Genomic DNA, 19,046 nt, shown 5'->3' with positions numbered 1-19,046 from the left:
TTATGGTGCAAGCGCTAAAACGGCGCGTTGGACCGGAAAAGTCGCCCGGCATCCGGCCTTGTCGACGAAACTCCAAGGCGATATGGCTCGCCCATATCGATTGGAAGGATTGCGCGTGGCGAATTCCTGTTTTTTTCTAGCGGCTGACGCCAACTATTTCCCGTATGCATGCTTGGCGGCTCGCCGAATTCTGGATGTTTCGGGAGACGCAACGCCAGGCTTCATCCTGCATGTCGGTGCACGCGATGCCGATATGCGTGTTGCTGATCGCCTGCTGAAGAATCGCCTTCGCGTAATGGACGTCTCGGCGTTGTTTGCGCAGGCCGGCCATACTTTCCGGCCAAGCAATGTCGGCACTTTTGTGCGGCTTTTCGCCGACCAATTGCCTCAGTTCGCGGACTATGACCGCATCGCCCATGTCGATTGCGATGTTCTGTTCAATCGGGATATCGGTGACCTGGTGGGCCAGACTTTGAATGCGCCGTTGTTGGCCGCCCATGACGACTATATGTATTTCCGCCCGGGCTACCGGCAGAAGTTGTCGATGCAGCCGGGAGCACCATACTTCAATGCCGGTATCATCGTCTTCAACATGCCGTTGGTGCGTGAACAGGGCCTCTTGCACCGCGCCAGGGACGTGGCCGTTGCCGGGCAGATGAACGACCAGAACGCGCTGAACATCGTCTTCGAGGGCAAGTGGCAGACGATGCATCCGAACTGGAATTTGATGTCCAACGATACGAAGGAATTTCGGTTCGCCCAAGCCTATGCGCGGCATTTCGCCGGCGGCAAGCCGTGGGGGAGCCAGGTCGACGTGGAGCCCGAGGCGCTTGCCGTCTGGCGCGGTCTGGCAAGGGATACGCCCTGGCTCCAGCCCTTTATGCAGCGCATTCCCTTCGAGCGGGGCGTCATGAGGCGCTTCGCCCGCAGGTTCGACGGCATCATGGGGATGCTGCCGAACAAGGATCGGTATCGGCGGCGCGCACGGTATGACGGCAGCAAGGTCCATAAGATGTATGCCGAGCATGCCCTAGCCTGTGCGATGGCCGTGCAATTTCCCGAAGTACTCGGCGGTTTCGCTTGAGATATCCGCGACTTCAATCCGTAAGGCGTAGGGCAGGAGAATTAGACTGTGTCGCAAACGTCATGCTTCTTTTTCGCCGCCGATCAAAGGTATTTTCCGTACACCTGCTTGGCAGCGCGCCGTGTGTTGGATCTATCCGGCCCAGTCGACGGCTTTATTTTGCACACCGGCATCATTCCCAGCGAAGACCGGTCTGCCGGCGAGCGTTTGCTTGGTGGGAGGATCAGCATCATCGACGTAACGAAGTTCATGGAGGCGACGAACTTCAATCGTGGAACGCATCCCACCCTTGCGACCTACATCAGGCTGTTCGCGGACAAATTGCCTGAATTCGAGCCATACGACCGCATCGCCTATTCCGACGCCGACGTGCTCTTCAACCGATCGATAGCCGATCTCTGCAACACACCTCTCAACGCGCCGTTGCTGGCCGCTCACGACGAGCAGACCTACTTCGACACGAAGTACAGGCGACATCTGCCGATGCAGCCCGGTGCGCCGAAATTCAATGCTGGCGTTCTTCTCTTCAATATGCCGCTGCTCAGGGCAGAGGGGCTCCTGGAGCGTACGCGTCAGCTGGCGTCGGAACATGTCTACGGAATGGATCAAGGCGCGTTGAACGTGGCCTTCGAAGGCCGGTGGCAGACGATGCATCCGTTCTGGAACGTGATGACCAACTACTCCAGCCAGATCCCGTTCAGCAGGTCCTACGCCCGTCACTTCGCCTGGGGCAAACCTTGGGAGCCTCGCCCGGTCGGTGTCGAGGTCGACGCCATGGCGATCTACCGCGATCTGGCGAAAGGCACGCCCTGGGCCGGGCGCTTCAGCCGCAGCTGGCCGATCAAGCGAGGCATATTGAAGAACCTCGGACGCAAGTTCGACGCCATCAGCGGCATTTTGCTGAACGACGAGAAGCGCAAACGCAGGGCGAGGTTCGACGCGGAAAAGGTCAGTGCAATCTTTGCCAGCCACGCCGACAATTCGATGCTGGCCGTGCAATACCCCGAACGGGTCGCCGGCATCGCGAGATAGGTAAAATCTCTGCAGTCCGTCAGCAGGGCGGAGTCATCCGAACTCGGCGGCTGTCCCACCGATTCGGATTGTCTCTGCCCTCAATCCCCGCTGATGCCTGTATTCCAGCGCAATCGCGCCCCAGATCAGGCCGAGCAGCAGGTAGACATGGCGCCAGTGGTCGATGTCGATGAAGGTGCCGAGCCCGATATTGCCGATGAAGGCGACGTAGGCGCAAAGCAGATAGGGTTGCCACGGCCGGTCGCGCAAAAGGATACGGAAACCGGCCGCGATCGTCCACAGCGTCAGCGTCAGGAACGAGACGAAGCCGAGCCAGCCATAGTCCATCAGCGTCTTCAGCCAGATGTCGTGCGTGTCTTCGCCAAAAATGGTGCCGAACACCAGCGGTCCGATGCCGAGTGGATGCTCGAGCGCCATCTGGAAGCCGATCGTATAGCGGGCGAAACGGCCAAGCCGCGCCGTGTCGTAGCTCTGTTCCAGCTGGGCGCGGCTGGAAAACATCTCGCTGACGCCCGGCAGTTGCAGGATGACGATCATGGCGACCACCAGCAGTGTGACGGCGGCAATGGTCATGATGACGACGCGCAGCCGGAACTTGCCGCTGTTGCTCTGCAGGAACAGGGCGCCGGTGAGCAGGATCGCCGAAACGGCGAACATGCCCCAGGCGCCGCGCGAAAACGAAAAGAAGATGCCGGCGGTGATGATCAAAAGCGGCACCGCCAAAAGCGGCATGCGCGCGATCGACCCGGTCAGCATAAGGTAGAGCAGGTAGATGCCGGGCAGCACCAGGAACGGTCCGAACACATTCGGGTCCTGGAAGGCGCCCTGGGCGCGGTCGTATCTGGTGAAGATCTCGGCGCCGGGGAAGACGTGAAAATAGCCGGCAATACCAAGCAGCGCTGTCGCCACGGCGGAGAAGACATAGGCGATGAAGATCAGCCGGTAGAGGCCGGGTTGTACTGCCGTCACCGAAGAGAAGAACACCGCGGTGAAGGCGAGGAACAGCGAGACGGCGAGATAGAGCGGCGTGTTGGCGAGATCGGCCATCTGCGTCATGGCGATCATGCCGCCGATGTTCATCGTGATCAGCAGCACCAGCAGCGGCGCGGCAACGCGCGATATGCGCAGGCCAAACAGCGCCCACACCCCTATCAGCCCGACCATGAAGAGATCGTAAGGCGCCGGTTCGTCGATGACGAAGCCCGAGAGGAAGACGCCAAAAAACACCGCGCCTGAGGATATCAGCGCGATCAGCTTTGCGTTGACCGCCGAAGGCGGCAACGTGTTGACCGCCGCCTGCGGCACCTCATGGGAAATCGCGCTCAATAGGCGTTTTCCGTATTGAGCAGCCGCAGCGGCGTCAGGAACAGGATGCGCAAGTCAAACAGCATCGACCAGTTTTCGATGTAGTAAAGGTCGTACTCCGTGCGCATGCGGATCTTCTCATTGGTGTCCATCTCGCCGCGCCAGCCATTGATCTGTGCCCAGCCGGTGACGCCTGGCTTGACCTTGTGGCGGGCGAAATAGCCGTCGACCACCTCGTTGTAGAGCAGGTTGTGCGACTGCGCGGCGATCGCATGCGGACGCGGACCGACCAGCGACAGCGAGCCGGACAGCGAGTTGAAGAACTGCGGCAGTTCGTCGATCGAGCTCTTGCGGATGAAGCGGCCGACGCGGGTGACGCGCGGATCGTTCTTGGTCACCGTCTGCTTGGCGCTCGGGTCCGAGCGGTCGGTGTACATGGAGCGGAATTTATAGACCTCGACGATCTCGTTGTTGAAGCCGTGCCGCTTCTGCTTGAACAGCACCGGCCCCTTGCTGTCGAGCTTGATGGCGAGGGCCGTCACCAGCATCACCGGTGAAAACAGAATGATGCCGATCAGCGAAAAGACGATATCGAAAGCGCGCTTGGCGACCGAATCCCAGTCGTTGATCGGCCTGTCGAAGATATCGAGCATCGGCACCGAGCCGATGTAGGAATAGGCACGCGGGCGAAACTGCAGCGCGTTCGAATGCGCCGAGAGCCGGATGTCGACCGGCAGCACCCAGAGTTTTTTCAACAGCTGCAGCACCCGCGTTTCGGCAGTCAGTGGCAGTGACACGATGAGCATGTCGATGCGCGCGATGCGGGCGAATTCCATCAGCTCCGAAATGGTACCGAGCTTGGGGTAGCCTGCCACGATCGGTGGCGAGCGCTTGTCGCCGCGATCGTCGAAGATGCCGCAGATGCGGATGTCGTTGTAGGGCTGCTTTTCGACCGAGCGGATCAGCATCTCGGCCGCCTTACCGCCGCCGACGATGACGGCGCGGCGTTCCATGCGGCCGTCGCGCGCCCAGCGCCGGATCAGCTTCGACATCACCAGGCGCAGGACAAACAGCAGAAGCAGGCCGATGACGAACCAGGTGCCGAACAGCAGGCGCGAATAATCCTCCGACATCTTCATGATGAAGGCCGTCAGCGCCATCAGCGCGAAGGTGCCGGCCCAGACCGCCAGCACGCGGCCGAGGTTGGAGATCGGCCGCATCAAGGCGGAGATCTGGTAGCAATCGCTGACGTCGAGCAACACGACGGCCAGGAACGAGGCCGCGGCGATGGTCAGCGGATATTGCCAGGCGAGGTAATTGAAGAAGCCGACAAAATGAAAGTAGAGCACGAGCCCCGACAGGAACAGCAAGGCGAATTCGACGATGCGCAGCACGCCGCTGACCATGACCGGCGACATCGTATCGCGCCGGTATTGCGAGGCAACCTGGCGGGCAACACTGTTCATGCCGCCGGGCGTGGGGCTCTCGGCAGGACCGTCGAATTTGCGCACCGCATCGGCCGAAAAGCGGCGCGTGGGGTCGGTCTCGTTCATCGGGTTTCCCACAAGCTTCCGCCATGACCATAGCAGAAGAGAGCTAAAAAAACCTTGAGACAACCTGTAGTTTTGGGAGGTAGCCTATTTGCTGAGCGCGGCGAAATAGGCCTTTTCGATTTCGGCGGCCATCACATTGGAGCCGAATCGCTCTTTCAGGCTGGCGGTGTCGGGCATGGCGCGCCGATAGGCGTCGAGATCGCCTAGCGCCTCGCCCATCTTGTCGCCGAGGTCGCGCGAATCGGGACGGATCAGGGCAGGGGAGCCTTCGCCAAAGATTTCGGGTATGCCGCCGACCGCGGTGGCGATCATCGGCCTGCCGGCGGCCAGCGTCTCGAGTACGATATAGGGCATGGCTTCCGCGCGCGACGGCACGACCACGAGGTCGGCCAGCGCAAAGGCGTCCCTGGCCGGCATTGGCGGCAGGAAGCGAACCTGTTTTTCGAGCCCCAGCCGTTTCACCTGCGTGTGGTAGCGTGGCAGGTCGTCGCCGTCGCCGACCATGACAGCGGTCAAGCGACGCTCGATCTGCGTGCCGGCCAACGCCAGCGCATCGATGAAGATGTCCGGGCCTTTGAGGTCACGCATCATGCCGATGTAGAGCAGGTCAGCGGCGTCAGGCGCGGTCACCACCGGCTCGAACTCGGCGGCGCGCAGGCCGTTGTAGACCAGTGTGTTCGGGATCGGCGGCTCGCCGACCTTCCGCCGGTAGGTGCGCCGCTCATAATCGGAGACGAACAGCAGGCAGTCGGTGAAGCGCGCCATGAAGCGCTCCAGCGCGAAGAACAGCTTTCCGGTCGTTGTCGTTTCGTCATAGTGGAGGGAGCCACCATGCGGCGAATAAAGGCGGGCTACGCGAGACCTTGATACCCGCAACAATGAGCCGAACAGACGGGCATAGGCGCCACCTTTGGCGCCGTGCCCGTGCAACACGTCCGGCCGCAATTCCTTGATGATTCGATAGGTACGCCAGGCCGAGGCGAGGTCGCCCGGTCCGACATGGCGCTGCATTGGTGTGCGGTGGATACCCAGCGCCAGGCTGTCCTTCATCTGGTCGAACAGGCGCTCCTCGTATTCGCCGCCTGTGGTCGAATCACAGACGATGCCGACAACGTGCCCGGCGGCGAGTTGTGCCTCCGTCAGATCGCGCACATGCCGAAAGATCCCGCCGACGGGTGAGCGAAAGCAGTGGACGATCCTGAGCTGGTCCGCCACGTTGATGTCAGAACAGGCGTTCGCGAACGTAGACGGTATCGCCAGGCAGCAAGGGGTCGGAGGTGACCACCCTGCCGGTCATCACCTTGCCGTTGATGTCGCGGGTGATGTCGACGCTTTCCTGGTTGGCGCGCGGCGAGAAGCCGCCTGCAATCGCAATCGCCTTCTGCACGGTAAGCCCCGGCACATAGGAATACTGGCCGGCAGCACCCACTTCGCCCATGACGAAGATCGGCCGGTATCGGTCGATCTCGACCGACACATCGGGGTCGCGCAGATAGCCTTGGCGGAGTTTGTCGGCGATCTCTTTTTCCAACTGCTGGGCCGTGTGGCCACGTGCCGGCACGGCGCCAACGAGCGGGAAGGACATGTAGCCGGACTGGTCGACGCTGTAGGTGTTGGTCAGTCCGTCCTGCTCGAACACGGTGACGCGGACACGGTCGCCGGCGCCGAGCCGGTAGGGCTGATCGAGCACTTCGTGGAAGGCCGCTGGCGTCGGCCGGTAGCTGGAGCAGCCGGCGAGCATCGACACGGCCAGCAGAGCGCGAAACAGACCAGCAGCGCTTTTCATGATCGGATACACACCTTCGTCGCTGTGGCCGCCATGATGCGGCGGCAAACCTTAAGGATCTGGGTTTGTTATCATCCTGTTAGGGTTAATGGCCGGTAAAGGGATGCGGCCGATTTGGCAGACAATCGACAAAAGTCGAGTAGTTTTGCGGCCTTTGTTTGCCCGCTGTCAGCAAACCCTAACCGGTGCTTACCGCTATCTTAACGGCTGAGTTACCATAGTTGTTTACGGTAACATCTAGACTCATGTTCCGGAGCAGGAATGCATGTCCGTTCAGTCCGCGGCCGCAGATGTCGATGTCGACCTGAGACAGCTCTTCGCCAGCCTGGCGAGGAACTGGCTGCGCATCCTTGTGGTCACGCTGGTGGTGACAGGGCTGGCGTTCGCCTTTGCCTCGCTGGCAACCCGGCACTACAAGGCCCAGACACAGGTGGAGATCGTTCCGCGTGAATCCGTTTATACGCGGCCGCCCAGCAACAACGACACCGACAAGCCAATTCTCGATGAACAAGGCGTCGCCACTCAGGTCCAGATTATTTCCTCCAACGAGATCCTGAAGCAGGTCGCTGAAAAGCTTGGTCTGGAAAAACTCCCCGAGTTCGACGATGCGCTCGACATGTCGCCGTTGAGTCGGGCTCTGGTCCTCTTCGGCTTGAAAAGCGACCCAATGGAAATTCCGGCGGAAGAGCGTGTCCTCAAGAAAATGCACGAGAAGCTCAACGTCTATGGTGTCGAGAAGACGCGCATCATTGCCATTGAGTTCTCATCGGAAAACCGCAAGCTCGCGGCCGACATACCAGATGCCATTGCCGCCGCCTACATCGCTGGGCAAGGGGCGGCCAAACGCGAGTCGAACAACGCCGCTGCCGATTTTCTGGCACCGGAGATCGCAGACCTGCAACAGCAGGTCAGGGTTGCCGAGGACAAGGTCGCTGACTACCGCGCCCAGTCCGATCTTCTGATGGGCGGCAACAATTCGGTGCTGGCGACGCAACAGCTGTCCGAACTGTCGAGTGAACTGATGCGCGTGCGCGCCAACCGCGCTTCGGCGCAAGCGACCGCCGACAGCGTGCGCAAGGCATTGCAGGGCGGCGGCTCGCTGGATGCGGTGCCGGAGGTGCTATCGTCCGATCTGATCCAGCGCCTGCGCGAGCGCCAGGTCGAGTTGAGGACCAACATCGCCGACCTCTCCACCACCTTGCTCGACAATCATCCGCGCATCCGTGCGCTGAAATCGCAGCTCGCCGATCTCGACGGCCAGATCCGCAACGAAGCGCAAAAAATCATGAAGGGGCTTCTGACGCAGGCGCAGACCGCGCAGGCTCGCGAAAACCAGCTCATATCAGATCTCAATACGCTGAAGGCCGCATCGGCGCGCGCCGGGAAGGAGCAGGTCGAACTCGACGCGCTGCAGCGCGATGCAGCCGCTAAACGTCAGCAACTTGAACTGTACCTGACCAACTACCGTGAGGCGGCTTCGCGCCAGGATCGCAAGTATCTGCCGGTTGACGCTCGGATAGCCTCAAAGGCCTCGGTGCCTTCGGAACCCTATTTCCCCAAACTCGTCCCAATCGTCGGTGCCGCTTTCGTCGGCTCGCTGCTGCTGATGTCGATCATCACGCTTCTGCAGGAGCTGTTTTCGGGTCGCGCCATGCGTCCGGCCCCCGGCGCCCGATTCGAGCGCATCGAACAGGTCGCAATGCCAGTCGCGTCGGCGCCGGTCGTCGAGCCGGAACCGGTGGCAGCCAAGACCGAGGAGGCGGAAGACCGGCCGGCGGACATGGAGCATGAACTGGAGCCGAAGGCGGTTCCCGAGTCGGCCCGCGCAGCGCTGGAAGAAGCAGCGGCCGCAGACGCAGACGCGGAGCCCGAACCGGTACGCTCCAGCCTCGGCGAGATCGACGTCGAGAAAGCGGCGGAAAAGCTGATCGCCACCGGTGCTGCGCGCGCTATCTTCGTCTCGCCCGAAGGCGACGAGGCCGCGGCCTCGGCGGTGCTAGTGGCGCGCGAAGTCTCCGACGCCGGTCTGCGCGTGCTGCTGCTCGACCTGACCGCATCGGGCGCGGCCTCGCGGCCGATGCTGGACAGCGGACTTTTCCCGGGCATCACCAATCTGCTGGCTTCGGAAGCGCAGTTCAGCGATGTCATCCACGCCGACCTTTATTCCGACTGCCATGTCATCCCCGTCGGCACCGCCGACCCGGTCCGCGCCATGCGCGCCGCCGATCGGCTGCCGATCATCATGCAGTCGCTGACCACCGCCTATGATCTGGTCATTGTCGAATGCGGACCGGCCGACGCGCACTCCATCAGCCGACTGGTCGGCGACAGCACCGAGGTCTTCCTCTCCATGCTGCAAGCGGACGATGAGGTGGCGCAGGCCGCCGTCAAACTGATCGAGAGCGGCTATCCCGACCTCACTCTGGTGACGCCGGTAGGCCATGAGACGCCGGGAAACCCCGTGCCGGGACGACGTAGCGCCGCCTGAGACATCAGACACTTCTACTTAGGCGGCGCTTCCACAGATCGGATCGTCCATCGCGCGTCGGTTCCCAAAAACCAAAGCCGTCAGCTGCGCCTCGCCAAGCCTGTCAGGCTGCGCCTGGATCTACCCTAACTCCAGGGTCGTCACGCCAAATATTCGGCGCGAGTCGACCTTCGGAGGCGGGCCTTTGTACATGCGGGTGGTAGTGAAGGTCGGCCTGAAACCAATCGCTGCAAGCGCCGCAGTGAAATCGATACTGTCGGCTGGAACGTCGATATGCAGGTCGCCGCCTTCGCATGCACCAGCTAGACTGCCCAACAGTTGCATCGCTGTCTCGGTGTCGTCGGCAAACAGCGGGCCGACCTTGTAACCCGAACGGCAGGGACGAGCCACGGCGTAGCCTATGGTGCCGAGCGAACTGATCGCGGCGAACCCGAAATGCGGTGGTTGCGACCAGCGGTGCAGGAAGGCCCGCCGAGGTGCGGGGAAACAGCGGGCGTCATAGGCGATGATGTCGGGCACGAGTTGCGTGCGTATCGCGCGCACCCCATCGCTTCGGACGGACGGTATCGCGGTACGGCCGCTGAAGCGGATGGTTTCGTAAGCTGGCCTGAATCCCTTGCGCCGATAGTTGGCCAACTGTGCTGCGACGCCGTCGAGGCCAACTGTTCGGCCGGCCAGCCTGGCCATGCCGGCGCTCCAGACCGCTTTGCCGTGGCCTTGGCCGCGCATGTCCGGTCGGCAGATGTAGAGACCGATGAAACCGAAATTGCCGCCATACGCGACAGCCGAGATGGCGGCCACCAACTCGTTGCCGACAAAGGCGCCGATGAAGCCTTCAGGGTCGGTTGGCTGAAACGCGGCAGCATCGTCAAGGCCAGGGTTCCAGCCTTCGGCGGCCGCCCAGTCGATAAGAACGGCCAGTTCTTGCAGCGACAGCGCGCGGATGGTCGGCTTCATGGCTCACTCCGCGGCGATAGTTCCGGGCGAGAAGGATTTCAGCACGCCGCGATAGGACTTGGCCAGCGGGCTGGCATAGGCACCGCGCTTCGAGGTCGACAGCCCCAATGCGATCAGCGCCTCCGCCTGCTTGACCGCCGCGCCGACGCCGTCGATGACCGGCAGGTCGAACTCGTCCTGCAATTGGTGGGCCAGGTCGGCCATGCCGGCGCAGCCGAGCACGATGGCCTCCGCCCGGTCCTCCTCGATGGCACGGGCAATCTCGCCGCGCAGTTTCTCGACGGCGCCGGATGTAGCGTCTTCAAGGGAAAGCACGGGAATGTCAGCGGCGCGCACGCGGGCACGCCCGGCCATGCCGTAGCGCTGCACCAGTCCCTCGACAGGGACACGCGAGCGTTCGGTGGTCGTTACCACGGTGAAACGCTGGGCGATGAACGACGCGACGCTGAGTGCGGCTTCGCAAATGCCGATAACGGGGATGGCAGCCATGGCGCGCGCAGCGTCCAGGCCCGTATCGTCGAAACAGGCAATGATGGCGGCCTGCGCGCCGGCACGCTCACCGGCAGCGATTTCCATCAGCAGGCCAGGCACGGCGAGCGCCTCGTCGTAGTAGCCCTCGATCGACACCGGGCCCATGGAGGAGGTGACGGCCACCACCTCTGTCCAGGCGCAGGCGACGGCTCGCGCCGCTGCCGCGATCGTCTCGGTCATGCTCGCCGTCGTGTTGGGGTTCACCACCAGTATCTGCACGATCACGTTCTCGCCCGGCGGCGGCCGACATAGAGGATAGCGCCCAGCGTCGCCAGGATCACCAGGAAGGAGAACACGGTGGTCACCGTGCCAAGCGCGTAGAGCACCGGCGTCGTGACATTGGTGGTCATGCCGTAGATCTCGAGCGGCAGCGTGTTGAAAGTGCCCGACGTCATCAGCGTGCGGGCGAACTCGTCATAGGACAGCGTGAAGCCGAACAGGCCGACGCCGATCAGGCTCGGCGCGATCATCGGCAGCACGACATGGGCAAAGGTCTGCCAGGACGAGGCGCCGAGGTCGCGCGCGGCTTCCTCATAGGCCGGCGAAAACCGGTTGAAGACGGCGAACATGATGAGCACGCCGAAGGGCAAGGTCCAGGTCAGGTGCGCGCCGAAGGCCGATGTGTACCAGGCCGGACGGAAGCCGACCTGCTGGAAGACGACGCCGATGCCCAACGAAATGATGATCGAGGGCACGACGAGGCTGGCGACCGCCAGGTAGAACAGCGCGGTGGCGCCACGAAATTTTTGCCGGAAGGCGAGCCCTGCCAGCAGCGACACGACGACGGTGACGATCATCACCATCAGACCGAGCACGAGCGAGCGCTTGAAGCTGCCGCCGAAATCGCCGACCGCCTGGCGCTCGAACAGATTGGCGAACCAGTGCAGCGACACGCCATTGAGCGGGAAGGTGAGCCCCCCGGTCTCGCCCTGGAAAGAAAGGATCAGGATCGCCGACAGCGGGCCATAGAGGAACAGGACGAACAGAGTGAAGAACGCCGCAAGCACATAGAATTCGAGGGTGCGTTTTTCGTGGCTCACCTCAAAGCTCCTTGCGGATGTCGACGATGCGCAGGATGCCGGCGACCATCAACAGCACCAACACCAGCAACACCACGGCATTGGCGGCGGCTGCGGGATACTGCAGCAGCGACATCTGGTTCTTCATCATCAGTGCGACCGATGCGCTCTGGCCGCCCGACATCACCTGCACGGTGGAGAAATCGGCCATCACCAGCGTGACGACGAAGATGGTGCCGATCGCCATGCCGGGCTTGGCCAGCGGGATGACGACGTTCCATAGCACCTGCCAGCCGGACGCGCCGGCGTCACGTGCGGCCTCAAACAGCGAACGATCGATCCGCATCAGCGTGTTGAAGATCGGCGTCACCATGAACAGCGTGTAGAGATGCACCATGGCCAGCACGACGGCGAATTCGGAATAGAGCAGCCATTCGATCGGCTTCGGTACCAGCCCCAGTTGCACCAGCGTCGAGTTGATCAGCCCGTTGCGGCCGAGCACCGGGATCCACGAGATCATGCGGATGATGTTGGAGGTCAGGAACGGCACCGTGCAGACCAGGAACAGCACCATCTGCATGGCCGTGGTGCGGATGTGGAAGGCAAGGAAATAGGCCACCCAGAAACCGATGAACAAGGTCAGCGCCCAAACGATGGCAGCGAATTTGATGGTGTTGAGATAGGTCTTCCAGGTGACCCAGGAGCCAAGTACGTCGGAATAGTTCGTCGTCAGGAAATCCGGATACATGGCGGCGAAGTCGTAATCCCAGAAGGAGACGACGACGATCATGATGATGGGCAGAAGCAGGAACGCGCCGAGGATGAGTGCCAGCGGTGCTGATTGCAGGTAGGGCGTGACGGCGCCAAGGGAGACGCCGCGGCGTCTGGCGGGCTTGGCGGCGGCGATGGCGGGGCGTTCGAGCGCGACGGTCATCTAGGCTCTCGATTTGCGGAGCGGGCGGAGCGGCCTTTCCTTCTCCCCTTGTGGGAGAAGGTGGCCGAGCGAAGCTCGGTCGGATGAGGGGTGTTCCAGCTTGGCAATGACGGTGCTCCGTCACGCACCCCTCATCCGTCTCGGCGCTGCGCCCCTCCTCTTCCCCTTCTCCCACAAGGGGAGAAGGGGAAGAGGAGGGGCGCTTGTTCCTTTACGCCGCGATGAACTCGTTCCAGCGCTTCACCATGTAGCGGTCCTCGTCCATCACCGAGTTCCAGCAGGCGACCTTGCCCATGCGTTCCTCGAACGAGCCGCCGTCGCGCACGGCGCCGGCCTTTTCCATGACGGTGCCGTCCGGCGCCTTGATCTCGCCCTTGGCCGGCTTGCCCTCGATCCAGTAGCCCCACTCGTCCTCGGACATGAACTTCTTGGCCGAGACCATATTGGCGGAATAGTAGCCTTGGCGATTGAGATAGCCGCCGACCCAGCCCGACGTATACCAGTTGATGTATTCGTAGGCCGCGTCGAGCTCGGCGCCCTTGAGATGGGCGGCAAGGCCAAGGCCGCCGCCCCAGGAGCGGTAGCCTTCCTTGAGCGGCTGGAAGCGGCAGGCGATGCCCTTGGAGCGCACGGCGGCGACGGCCGGCGACCACATGGACTGGATGACCACTTCGCCCGACGCCATGAGGTTGACGCTCTCGTCGAACGACTTCCAGAAGGCGCGGAACTGGCCGGCCTGCTTGGCCTTGATCAGGAAGTCGATCGTCTTGTCGATTTCTTCCTTGGTCATGTTGCCCTTGTCGGCATATTTGATGTTGCCGGTGGCCTCCATGATCATGGCCGCATCCATGATGCCGATCGACGGAATGTTGAGGATCGCGGTCTTGCCCTTGAAGGCCGGGTCCATGATGTCGGCCCAGGTGGTGATGTCGCGGCCGACGAGGTCGGGCCGGATGCCCAGCGTGTCGGCGTTGTAGATGGTCGGGACCATGGTGAACCAGTTGGTCGGCGCCTTGGCGAAGGTCTTTGAGTCCTGCGCCTCGACATAGCCGACAGTGTGCGGCGCGGTGCCCTGGGCAATGACGCTGTCGGGCGTCAGCTTGCCGGTTTTGAACAGCGGCACCAGCTCGTCGTAATATTTCAGCTTGCTGACATCCATCGGCTGCAGCACGCCGGTGGGGAACACCTTCTTGCAGATCCAGTATTCGATGTCGGCGATGTCGTAACTGTCGGGTTGGGTCACGGCGCGCTGGGCGGCGGCGTCCGAATCGGTCGCGGTCATCTCCAGCGTGATGCCGAGGTCGGCCTTGCACTTGTCGGCGATGGCATTGAGGTTCGACACGCCGGTGCCGAACTGGCGCAGCGTGATGTTGGACTGCGCCCAGATGGTCGGGAAGCCGGTGATGACGCCGGAGCCGGCGGCAAGGCCGACGGCGGCCGCACCTGTCTTGAGCAGCGAGCGGCGCGATATGCCCGTCTTGGCTTGCGTGGTGTTTGTCATGTCTATTCCCCTTTCTTGTTTTGCTTCGTTGACGTCATGAATGAAGGCGGCCGAGGACGATCGCGTCTTGCGGATCCCAGGCGAGCGGTACGGCGTCGCCAATGGCGACGGGTTTGGCGAAGAAGTCGGAATCGTCGAGAATGACCGTGAAATCGTCGATGCCGGCGCCGGCCACTGACAGCTTCACCGTAGCGCCGCGATATTCGATGTTGGAGACGATGCCGGTGAAGCCGAGGCCGGGCGAGGGCGCCTCACCCATGCGCACATGGTCGGTGCGGATCGCGATTTCGATCGAGGCTCCCGCTTCCTGGCCTTGTCCGCAGGCAGCGAGCGAGCCGCCGCCATTGACGTCGAAAACGACCATGCCGTCGCGTCCACCGGTGACCCGGCCGGATATGACATTGTAGTCGCCCATGAAGCGCGCAACGAAGGCAGTGGCCGGGCGTTCGAACACATCGCGTGGGGGTGCCGCCTGTTCGATGCGGCCGTCATTCATCACCACGATCAGGTCCGCCAAGGCCATGGCCTCCTCCTGGCTGTGGGTGACGTGGACGAAGGTGATGCCGAGCGAAGTCTGCAGCTTCTTCAACTCGGCCCGCATGCGGATTTTCAGGAACGGGTCGAGCGCCGACAGCGGCTCGTCGAGCAGCAGCGCCTCCGGGTCGGTGATCAACGCGCGGGCGAGTGCAACACGCTGCTGCTGGCCGCCGGAAAGCTGCGCGGGCCGGCGCGTCGCATAGGCTTCCATCTGCATCAGCTTGAGCATGTCGAGCGCCTTGGCGCGGCGCTTTTCCTTGTCGACGCCCTTCATCTTCAGGCTGAAAGCGACATTGTCGATGAGGTCGAGATGCGGGAACAGTGCATAGGACTGGAACATCATCGCCGTGCCGCGCCTGGCGGGCGGCAGGTCGGTGACGACAGTATTGCCAAGCCGGACATCGCCCGACGAAATGCTTTCGTGGCCGGCGATCATGCGCAGCGTCGAGGTCTTGCCGCAGCCGGAGGGGCCTAGCAGGCAGCAATAGGTGCCTGCCGGTATTTTCAGGCTGATGGCCTCGACGGCAGTCGTCGTTCCGTAGACTTTCGAAACGGACACGATGTCGATCTCGGCGGCTTTGGACATTCAGGCTTCCCCGTTTGGTCGCATTAACCAAAGCATCATGCGTGCCAATTTCGGGGTCAGCGGCCAAGCGATTGAATTGTCTGAAAAATCAGGCTTCGGCAACGCTGCCTATCTGAGGAGCTGCCTTGTGCATTGCACAAAATATGGGCGATTGTGCGCGATTTGCACAAGAATCGTATGCAATCTTTTTTAGCTTCGTGTCCACTTTGCCTCTCGTGCGCAGACGAAGAGTCGCGCTAGAAGGGGGCGGGAACCATCATCGCCATGAACATTGCCGATCAGATCTATTCCGCAGCCGACAGCGCCAATCAGGATCGCGCCCAGGCGATCCGCGACAATCTGCGGGACGCCATCGTCGACCGTCGGCTGGCGCCGGGCACCAAGCTGTCGGAAGGCGAGGTCGGCACGCTATTTGACGTCTCGCGCACCGTCGCGCGCGCGGCGCTGCAGATGCTGTCCTTCGAGGGGTTGGTGCGGACCGAGCGAAACCGTGGCGCCTTCGTTGCCAACCCGTCGCCCGAGGAAGCGCGCCAGGTGTTCGCCTCCCGCCGGCTGATCGAGCCGGGCCTTGCCACTGCCGCCTGCGGGCGGGTCACAGCCACCGATATCGCCGCCTTCCGCGCCCAACTCGATGAGGAAGGCCGCTTCATCGCCGAACGCGGTCCGACCGCGCGGCGCTCCGAAATCAAGGCGTCAGGTGATTTCCATCTGCTGCTGGCCTCAGTCGCCGGCAACGCCATCCTGCAGCGCTTCATGGAGGAATTGGTTGCGCGCTCCTCACTTGTTATTGCCCTTTACGGCCGCTCTGGCGTGTCAGCCTGCGGGCATAGCGAGCACACGGAAATTGTCGGCGCACTGGAGAGCGGCGATTGCGGGCTGGTGAGCCGATTGATGCTGCACCATATCGACCACATAGAAGCAGATCTCGACCTGCGAGTCAGGGCCGGTCCCGCGCTGCGCGAAGCTCTCAATTTTTGACGGCTAGAACGTTTCACCGTTTCACGGAAACGGCGAAACCGCTCTATCTCTTTGTTTTTTCGCAATTCCCGGACGGAAAACCGCTCACACTTTTCCTGGAATTGCTCTAGTTTTCGTCGTCCGTGGGAGCGGGCGCTGCCTGTCCGGCCGCCTTGCGGCGCAGCATCTTGGTCAGTTTCCAGATGGTCGGGCTGTTCTTGATGAAGGCTTTCCCCCGCGCGCCTTGCCGCAGCGCCGACGCCAGCGCGCGTCCCTTTAGTGTCAAGGGCACCAGCACCTCGAAATGCTGGGTCTCGATATCGCACCAGAGCCGCTTATAGGGCTCGTCGCCGACCGAGAAATCATAGACTTCGAAACCCGTCTCGCAGGCTTCCTGGATGTTGTCGAAGAACAGGAAGTCGCCGGGGCTGGTGTGGCCGAGATCGTCCTCGGCGATGGCTCCGAATTCGCAGATCAGGCGTTTGCCCGAACGGCTCGAGCCAGTGATGGCGCGCAGCTTGCCGGCGACCTCAAGCCCATGCAGCACGAAGGCCGGTTTCTCCTCGGCCAGCGCGCCGGCGAACAAAGCGCGGAAGAAGGCGCGCACATCCGGGTCGCCGAAGACATTGGCGATGCCCATCTTGGCGAAGCGGAATTCCTTCATCTCGAAGAAAGCATCGAGCAGCCTGTTCACCTCTTCCGTCGTCCGCGCTTCGATGCGGCGATGACTGCCGACAGCCTCGAACTTGCGCGTCTGCGAACGGTGCTTCTTGCGTTTGCGCTTGCCGCTCGCGCGGGAGAGCAAAGCATCGAAACCACCATCGAGGTCGACGGCGAGCGACAAATTGGGGCTGGGGAAATGCGCGAATGCCACCAACGGATTGGCAACGCCATCGAGATCGGGCAGCAGCCTTTCCAGCGCAATGAGGTCGATGTCGGAACGCGCCTTGCCGATCGCCGTCACCAGCCTGCGGATCGCCCCGGCATCAGTCTTTGCCAGCCAGGCCTCATCGGCGGCGGCGAAATTGCCGTTGGCATGACGTCCGCCCATGAAGCGGGCGACGCGGAATGAACCAGTTCGCGTGATTTCCAGTGCCAGCGAGAAGACCGGCCGATCCTCGATTTTCAGCGTGGCGACGACGGCATCCGGATTGGCCTGCGTCGTCCAGGCGCGGGCCCAGGCGGCGCTCTGCGCCGGCGCAAACAGCGCGGAACGGCAGAATTCCCCGTAAGAGGCGAGTGCGGCAGCGTCGGCGACCGACACCGACAGGCTGGTCTGGTCGGCAGCCGTTGCGCGCGCGGACGCCTTGCTTGCAGCGAGCCGATTGCCGTCAAATGACGCGGTGGCGTCAACCATACCTCAATCCTTAAGGCGTATTCGTCGCGATCAGGGAGTTCGCGTCGGCGCGTTCCGTGCTTGGATTGAGCCTAGGCGCAAAAGGTGAATGAATGATCGACGGCGGGGAGGCAGTTCGGAAACTGGCGCTTAACATCGCCCGCTTTACCGGCCTTGCACCGCTGGCCAAGCCCTTCGTCGGCGGCATCGGCGCCATCCTGATGTTGCACCGGGTCACCGCCACGCCGGAGAAGCCCGACGGCGTCAACCGCCACCTCAACATCGCCCCGCGTTTCCTCGACGCTCTCGTCGCCGACATGAAGGCGAGGGGCTATGCTTTCGTCACGCTCGACGAGGCGATTGAGCGCATCAAAGCCGGCGGCAAGGATGGCCAGTTCGCCACCATCACCGCCGACGACGCTTATCGCGACAACATGACCGAAGCGCTGCCGGTGCTGGAAAAGCACGACGCGCCGATCACCATTTATGTCGCTCCGGGCCTGATCGACGGCAGCGCCGACCTGTGGTGGGACGTGGTCGAGGACATCGTCAACGCGCGCGACCGGTTGACGCTGGCGACGCCGAAGGGTCCGGTGATGATAGACTGCTCTACCCACGGCAGAAAACTCCAGGCCAATGCGCGCCTGCACGCCTATCTGACGCTGGAGGTGCGCGAGGAGGATCAGCGCGCTGTGCTGCGCGATCTCGCGCGCTCGAACGGCATCGAACTCGATGGCTTGCGCTCAAGCACACTGATGACCTGGGACGATATCCGCGCCATGGCCGGGCACAGGTTGGTGACCATCGGCGCGCACACGGTCAACCACCGCAATCTGAAGCGGCTCGACGAAGCCGATGCGCGCCATGAGATCGGCGACGTCAGGCGCCAGCTGCAGGTGCAGCTGGGCGAAGAGCCGCGCCATCTCGCTTATCCCTATGGCTACGCCAGCGCTGTCGGCTGCCGTGAAGTCGGCTTTGCCCGCGATGCCGGCTATGCCTCGGCGGTGACGACCCGCCATGGCGTGCTGCATGCCGAGCATGCCGGCTTCCTGCACGCGCTGCCGCGCATTTCCGTCAATGGCCGCTACCAGAGCGTCGCCCATATCAGAACCATGCTGTCGGGGGTGACGACGCCGCTGGCCAATGCCGGCAAGATGGTGGTCACGATTTAGGCTGGGGCGGTTTTCAGCCTTTCGGCCGCGGCTCCAGGATCAGCCATTTGATGATGCCCATCGCGGGCAGTATCCAGAACAGGCCGCTGAACAGGAAGAACAGGAAATGCACCAGCGGGCCGGATTCCGACAGCTGCGCCACCGCTATGATCGACGCGACCAGCGCATAGATGATGACCAGCGCCACCAGCAGGAAGGTTCCGATCAGCTTTTTCAGGCGGATGGGCATGAGGCGTTCTCGTTGATTGCCTTCGCTTAGGCCCAACCG

17 protein-coding genes are annotated in these 19,046 nt (G+C 62.4%); 5 read left to right on the top strand and 12 right to left on the bottom strand.

Annotation, left to right across the window (positions count from 1 at the left end; genetic code table 11):
• The first annotated feature begins 58 nt into the window (after positions 1 to 58).
• Both AC1DXM_RS09775 and AC1DXM_RS09770 read left to right on the top strand, forming a co-directional pair.
• Complete coding sequence (locus AC1DXM_RS09775) at positions 59 to 1,084, top strand: glycosyltransferase family 8 protein (protein WP_477232842.1); 1,026 nt, start codon at positions 59 to 61, stop codon at positions 1,082 to 1,084.
• Positions 1,085 to 1,132: 48 nt separating this feature from the next.
• Complete coding sequence (locus AC1DXM_RS09770) at positions 1,133 to 2,116, top strand: glycosyltransferase family 8 protein (RefSeq protein WP_477232841.1); 984 nt, start codon at positions 1,133 to 1,135, stop codon at positions 2,114 to 2,116.
• A 33-nt stretch (positions 2,117 to 2,149) separates the two neighbouring features.
• Here AC1DXM_RS09770 and AC1DXM_RS09765 read toward each other — a convergent pair whose 3' ends face one another.
• The 4 genes from AC1DXM_RS09765 to AC1DXM_RS09750 all read right to left on the bottom strand — a co-directional run bounded on the left by AC1DXM_RS09765 (position 2,150) and on the right by AC1DXM_RS09750 (position 6,760).
• Complete coding sequence (locus AC1DXM_RS09765) at positions 2,150 to 3,442, bottom strand: O-antigen ligase family protein (protein ID WP_477232840.1); 1,293 nt, start codon at positions 3,440 to 3,442, stop codon at positions 2,150 to 2,152.
• Positions 3,439 to 4,974: an undecaprenyl-phosphate glucose phosphotransferase gene (locus AC1DXM_RS09760; protein ID WP_477232839.1), complete on the bottom strand. Its 1,536-nt coding sequence runs from the start codon at positions 4,972 to 4,974 to the stop codon at positions 3,439 to 3,441. The genes AC1DXM_RS09765 and AC1DXM_RS09760 overlap by 4 nt, the downstream gene beginning before the upstream one ends.
• An 84-nt stretch (positions 4,975 to 5,058) precedes the next feature.
• Complete coding sequence (locus AC1DXM_RS09755; RefSeq protein WP_477232838.1) at positions 5,059 to 6,189, bottom strand: glycosyltransferase; 1,131 nt, start codon at positions 6,187 to 6,189, stop codon at positions 5,059 to 5,061.
• A 7-nt stretch (positions 6,190 to 6,196) separates the two neighbouring features.
• A complete protein-coding gene (locus AC1DXM_RS09750) occupies positions 6,197 to 6,760 on the bottom strand; it encodes a polysaccharide biosynthesis/export family protein (RefSeq protein WP_112561792.1) in 564 nt (187 codons plus the stop codon).
• 265 nt (positions 6,761 to 7,025) lie between these two features.
• Here AC1DXM_RS09750 and AC1DXM_RS09745 point away from each other — a divergent pair, with 265 nt between their 5' ends.
• The gene (locus tag AC1DXM_RS09745) at positions 7,026 to 9,248 is read left to right on the top strand and encodes a GumC family protein (protein WP_477232837.1); all 2,223 of its coding nucleotides are present in this window, start codon (positions 7,026 to 7,028) and stop codon (positions 9,246 to 9,248) included.
• Between the two features lie 120 nt (positions 9,249 to 9,368).
• On the opposite strand, the gene AC1DXM_RS09740 is transcribed toward AC1DXM_RS09745, so the two are convergent.
• From AC1DXM_RS09740 to AC1DXM_RS09715, 6 genes are all read right to left on the bottom strand, one after another.
• Positions 9,369 to 10,205, bottom strand: a complete 837-nt coding sequence (locus AC1DXM_RS09740; RefSeq protein ID WP_477232836.1) for a GNAT family N-acetyltransferase — start codon at positions 10,203 to 10,205, stop codon at positions 9,369 to 9,371.
• A 3-nt stretch (positions 10,206 to 10,208) separates the two neighbouring features.
• Positions 10,209 to 10,955, bottom strand: a complete 747-nt coding sequence (locus AC1DXM_RS09735; protein WP_477232956.1) for an aspartate/glutamate racemase family protein — start codon at positions 10,953 to 10,955, stop codon at positions 10,209 to 10,211.
• 2 nt (positions 10,956 to 10,957) lie between these two features.
• The gene (locus AC1DXM_RS09730) at positions 10,958 to 11,776 is read right to left on the bottom strand and encodes an ABC transporter permease (protein WP_477232835.1); all 819 of its coding nucleotides are present in this window, start codon (positions 11,774 to 11,776) and stop codon (positions 10,958 to 10,960) included.
• Position 11,777: 1 nt separating this feature from the next.
• The gene (locus tag AC1DXM_RS09725) at positions 11,778 to 12,689 is read right to left on the bottom strand and encodes an ABC transporter permease (RefSeq protein WP_477232834.1); all 912 of its coding nucleotides are present in this window, start codon (positions 12,687 to 12,689) and stop codon (positions 11,778 to 11,780) included.
• A gap of 211 nt (positions 12,690 to 12,900) precedes the next feature.
• Positions 12,901 to 14,190, bottom strand: coding sequence for an ABC transporter substrate-binding protein (locus tag AC1DXM_RS09720; RefSeq protein ID WP_477232833.1), 1,290 nt, complete (start codon positions 14,188 to 14,190; stop codon positions 12,901 to 12,903).
• Between the two features lie 34 nt (positions 14,191 to 14,224).
• Positions 14,225 to 15,313 (bottom strand): ABC transporter ATP-binding protein, encoded by a 1,089-nt coding sequence (locus tag AC1DXM_RS09715; protein ID WP_477232832.1) that lies wholly within the window; start codon positions 15,311 to 15,313, stop codon positions 14,225 to 14,227.
• 264 nt (positions 15,314 to 15,577) lie between these two features.
• Between AC1DXM_RS09715 and AC1DXM_RS09710 the strand changes: the two genes are divergently transcribed.
• A complete protein-coding gene (locus AC1DXM_RS09710) occupies positions 15,578 to 16,291 on the top strand; it encodes a GntR family transcriptional regulator (RefSeq protein WP_477232831.1) in 714 nt (237 codons plus the stop codon).
• 106 nt (positions 16,292 to 16,397) lie between these two features.
• On the opposite strand, the gene AC1DXM_RS09705 is transcribed toward AC1DXM_RS09710, so the two are convergent.
• Complete coding sequence (locus AC1DXM_RS09705) at positions 16,398 to 17,627, bottom strand: GNAT family N-acetyltransferase (RefSeq protein ID WP_477232830.1); 1,230 nt, start codon at positions 17,625 to 17,627, stop codon at positions 16,398 to 16,400.
• Positions 17,628 to 17,719: 92 nt separating this feature from the next.
• Here AC1DXM_RS09705 and AC1DXM_RS09700 point away from each other — a divergent pair, with 92 nt between their 5' ends.
• Positions 17,720 to 18,778 (top strand): polysaccharide deacetylase family protein, encoded by a 1,059-nt coding sequence (locus tag AC1DXM_RS09700; protein WP_477232829.1) that lies wholly within the window; start codon positions 17,720 to 17,722, stop codon positions 18,776 to 18,778.
• 13 nt (positions 18,779 to 18,791) lie between these two features.
• Here AC1DXM_RS09700 and AC1DXM_RS09695 read toward each other — a convergent pair whose 3' ends face one another.
• Positions 18,792 to 19,007, bottom strand: coding sequence for a DUF2842 domain-containing protein (locus AC1DXM_RS09695; RefSeq protein WP_477232828.1), 216 nt, complete (start codon positions 19,005 to 19,007; stop codon positions 18,792 to 18,794).
• Between the last annotated feature and the right edge of the window lie 39 nt (positions 19,008 to 19,046).

The sequence above is a fragment of the Mesorhizobium sp. P3_A2 genome, assembly GCF_056403115.1.
This window is presented reverse-complemented; position numbering and strand designations above follow the sequence as displayed.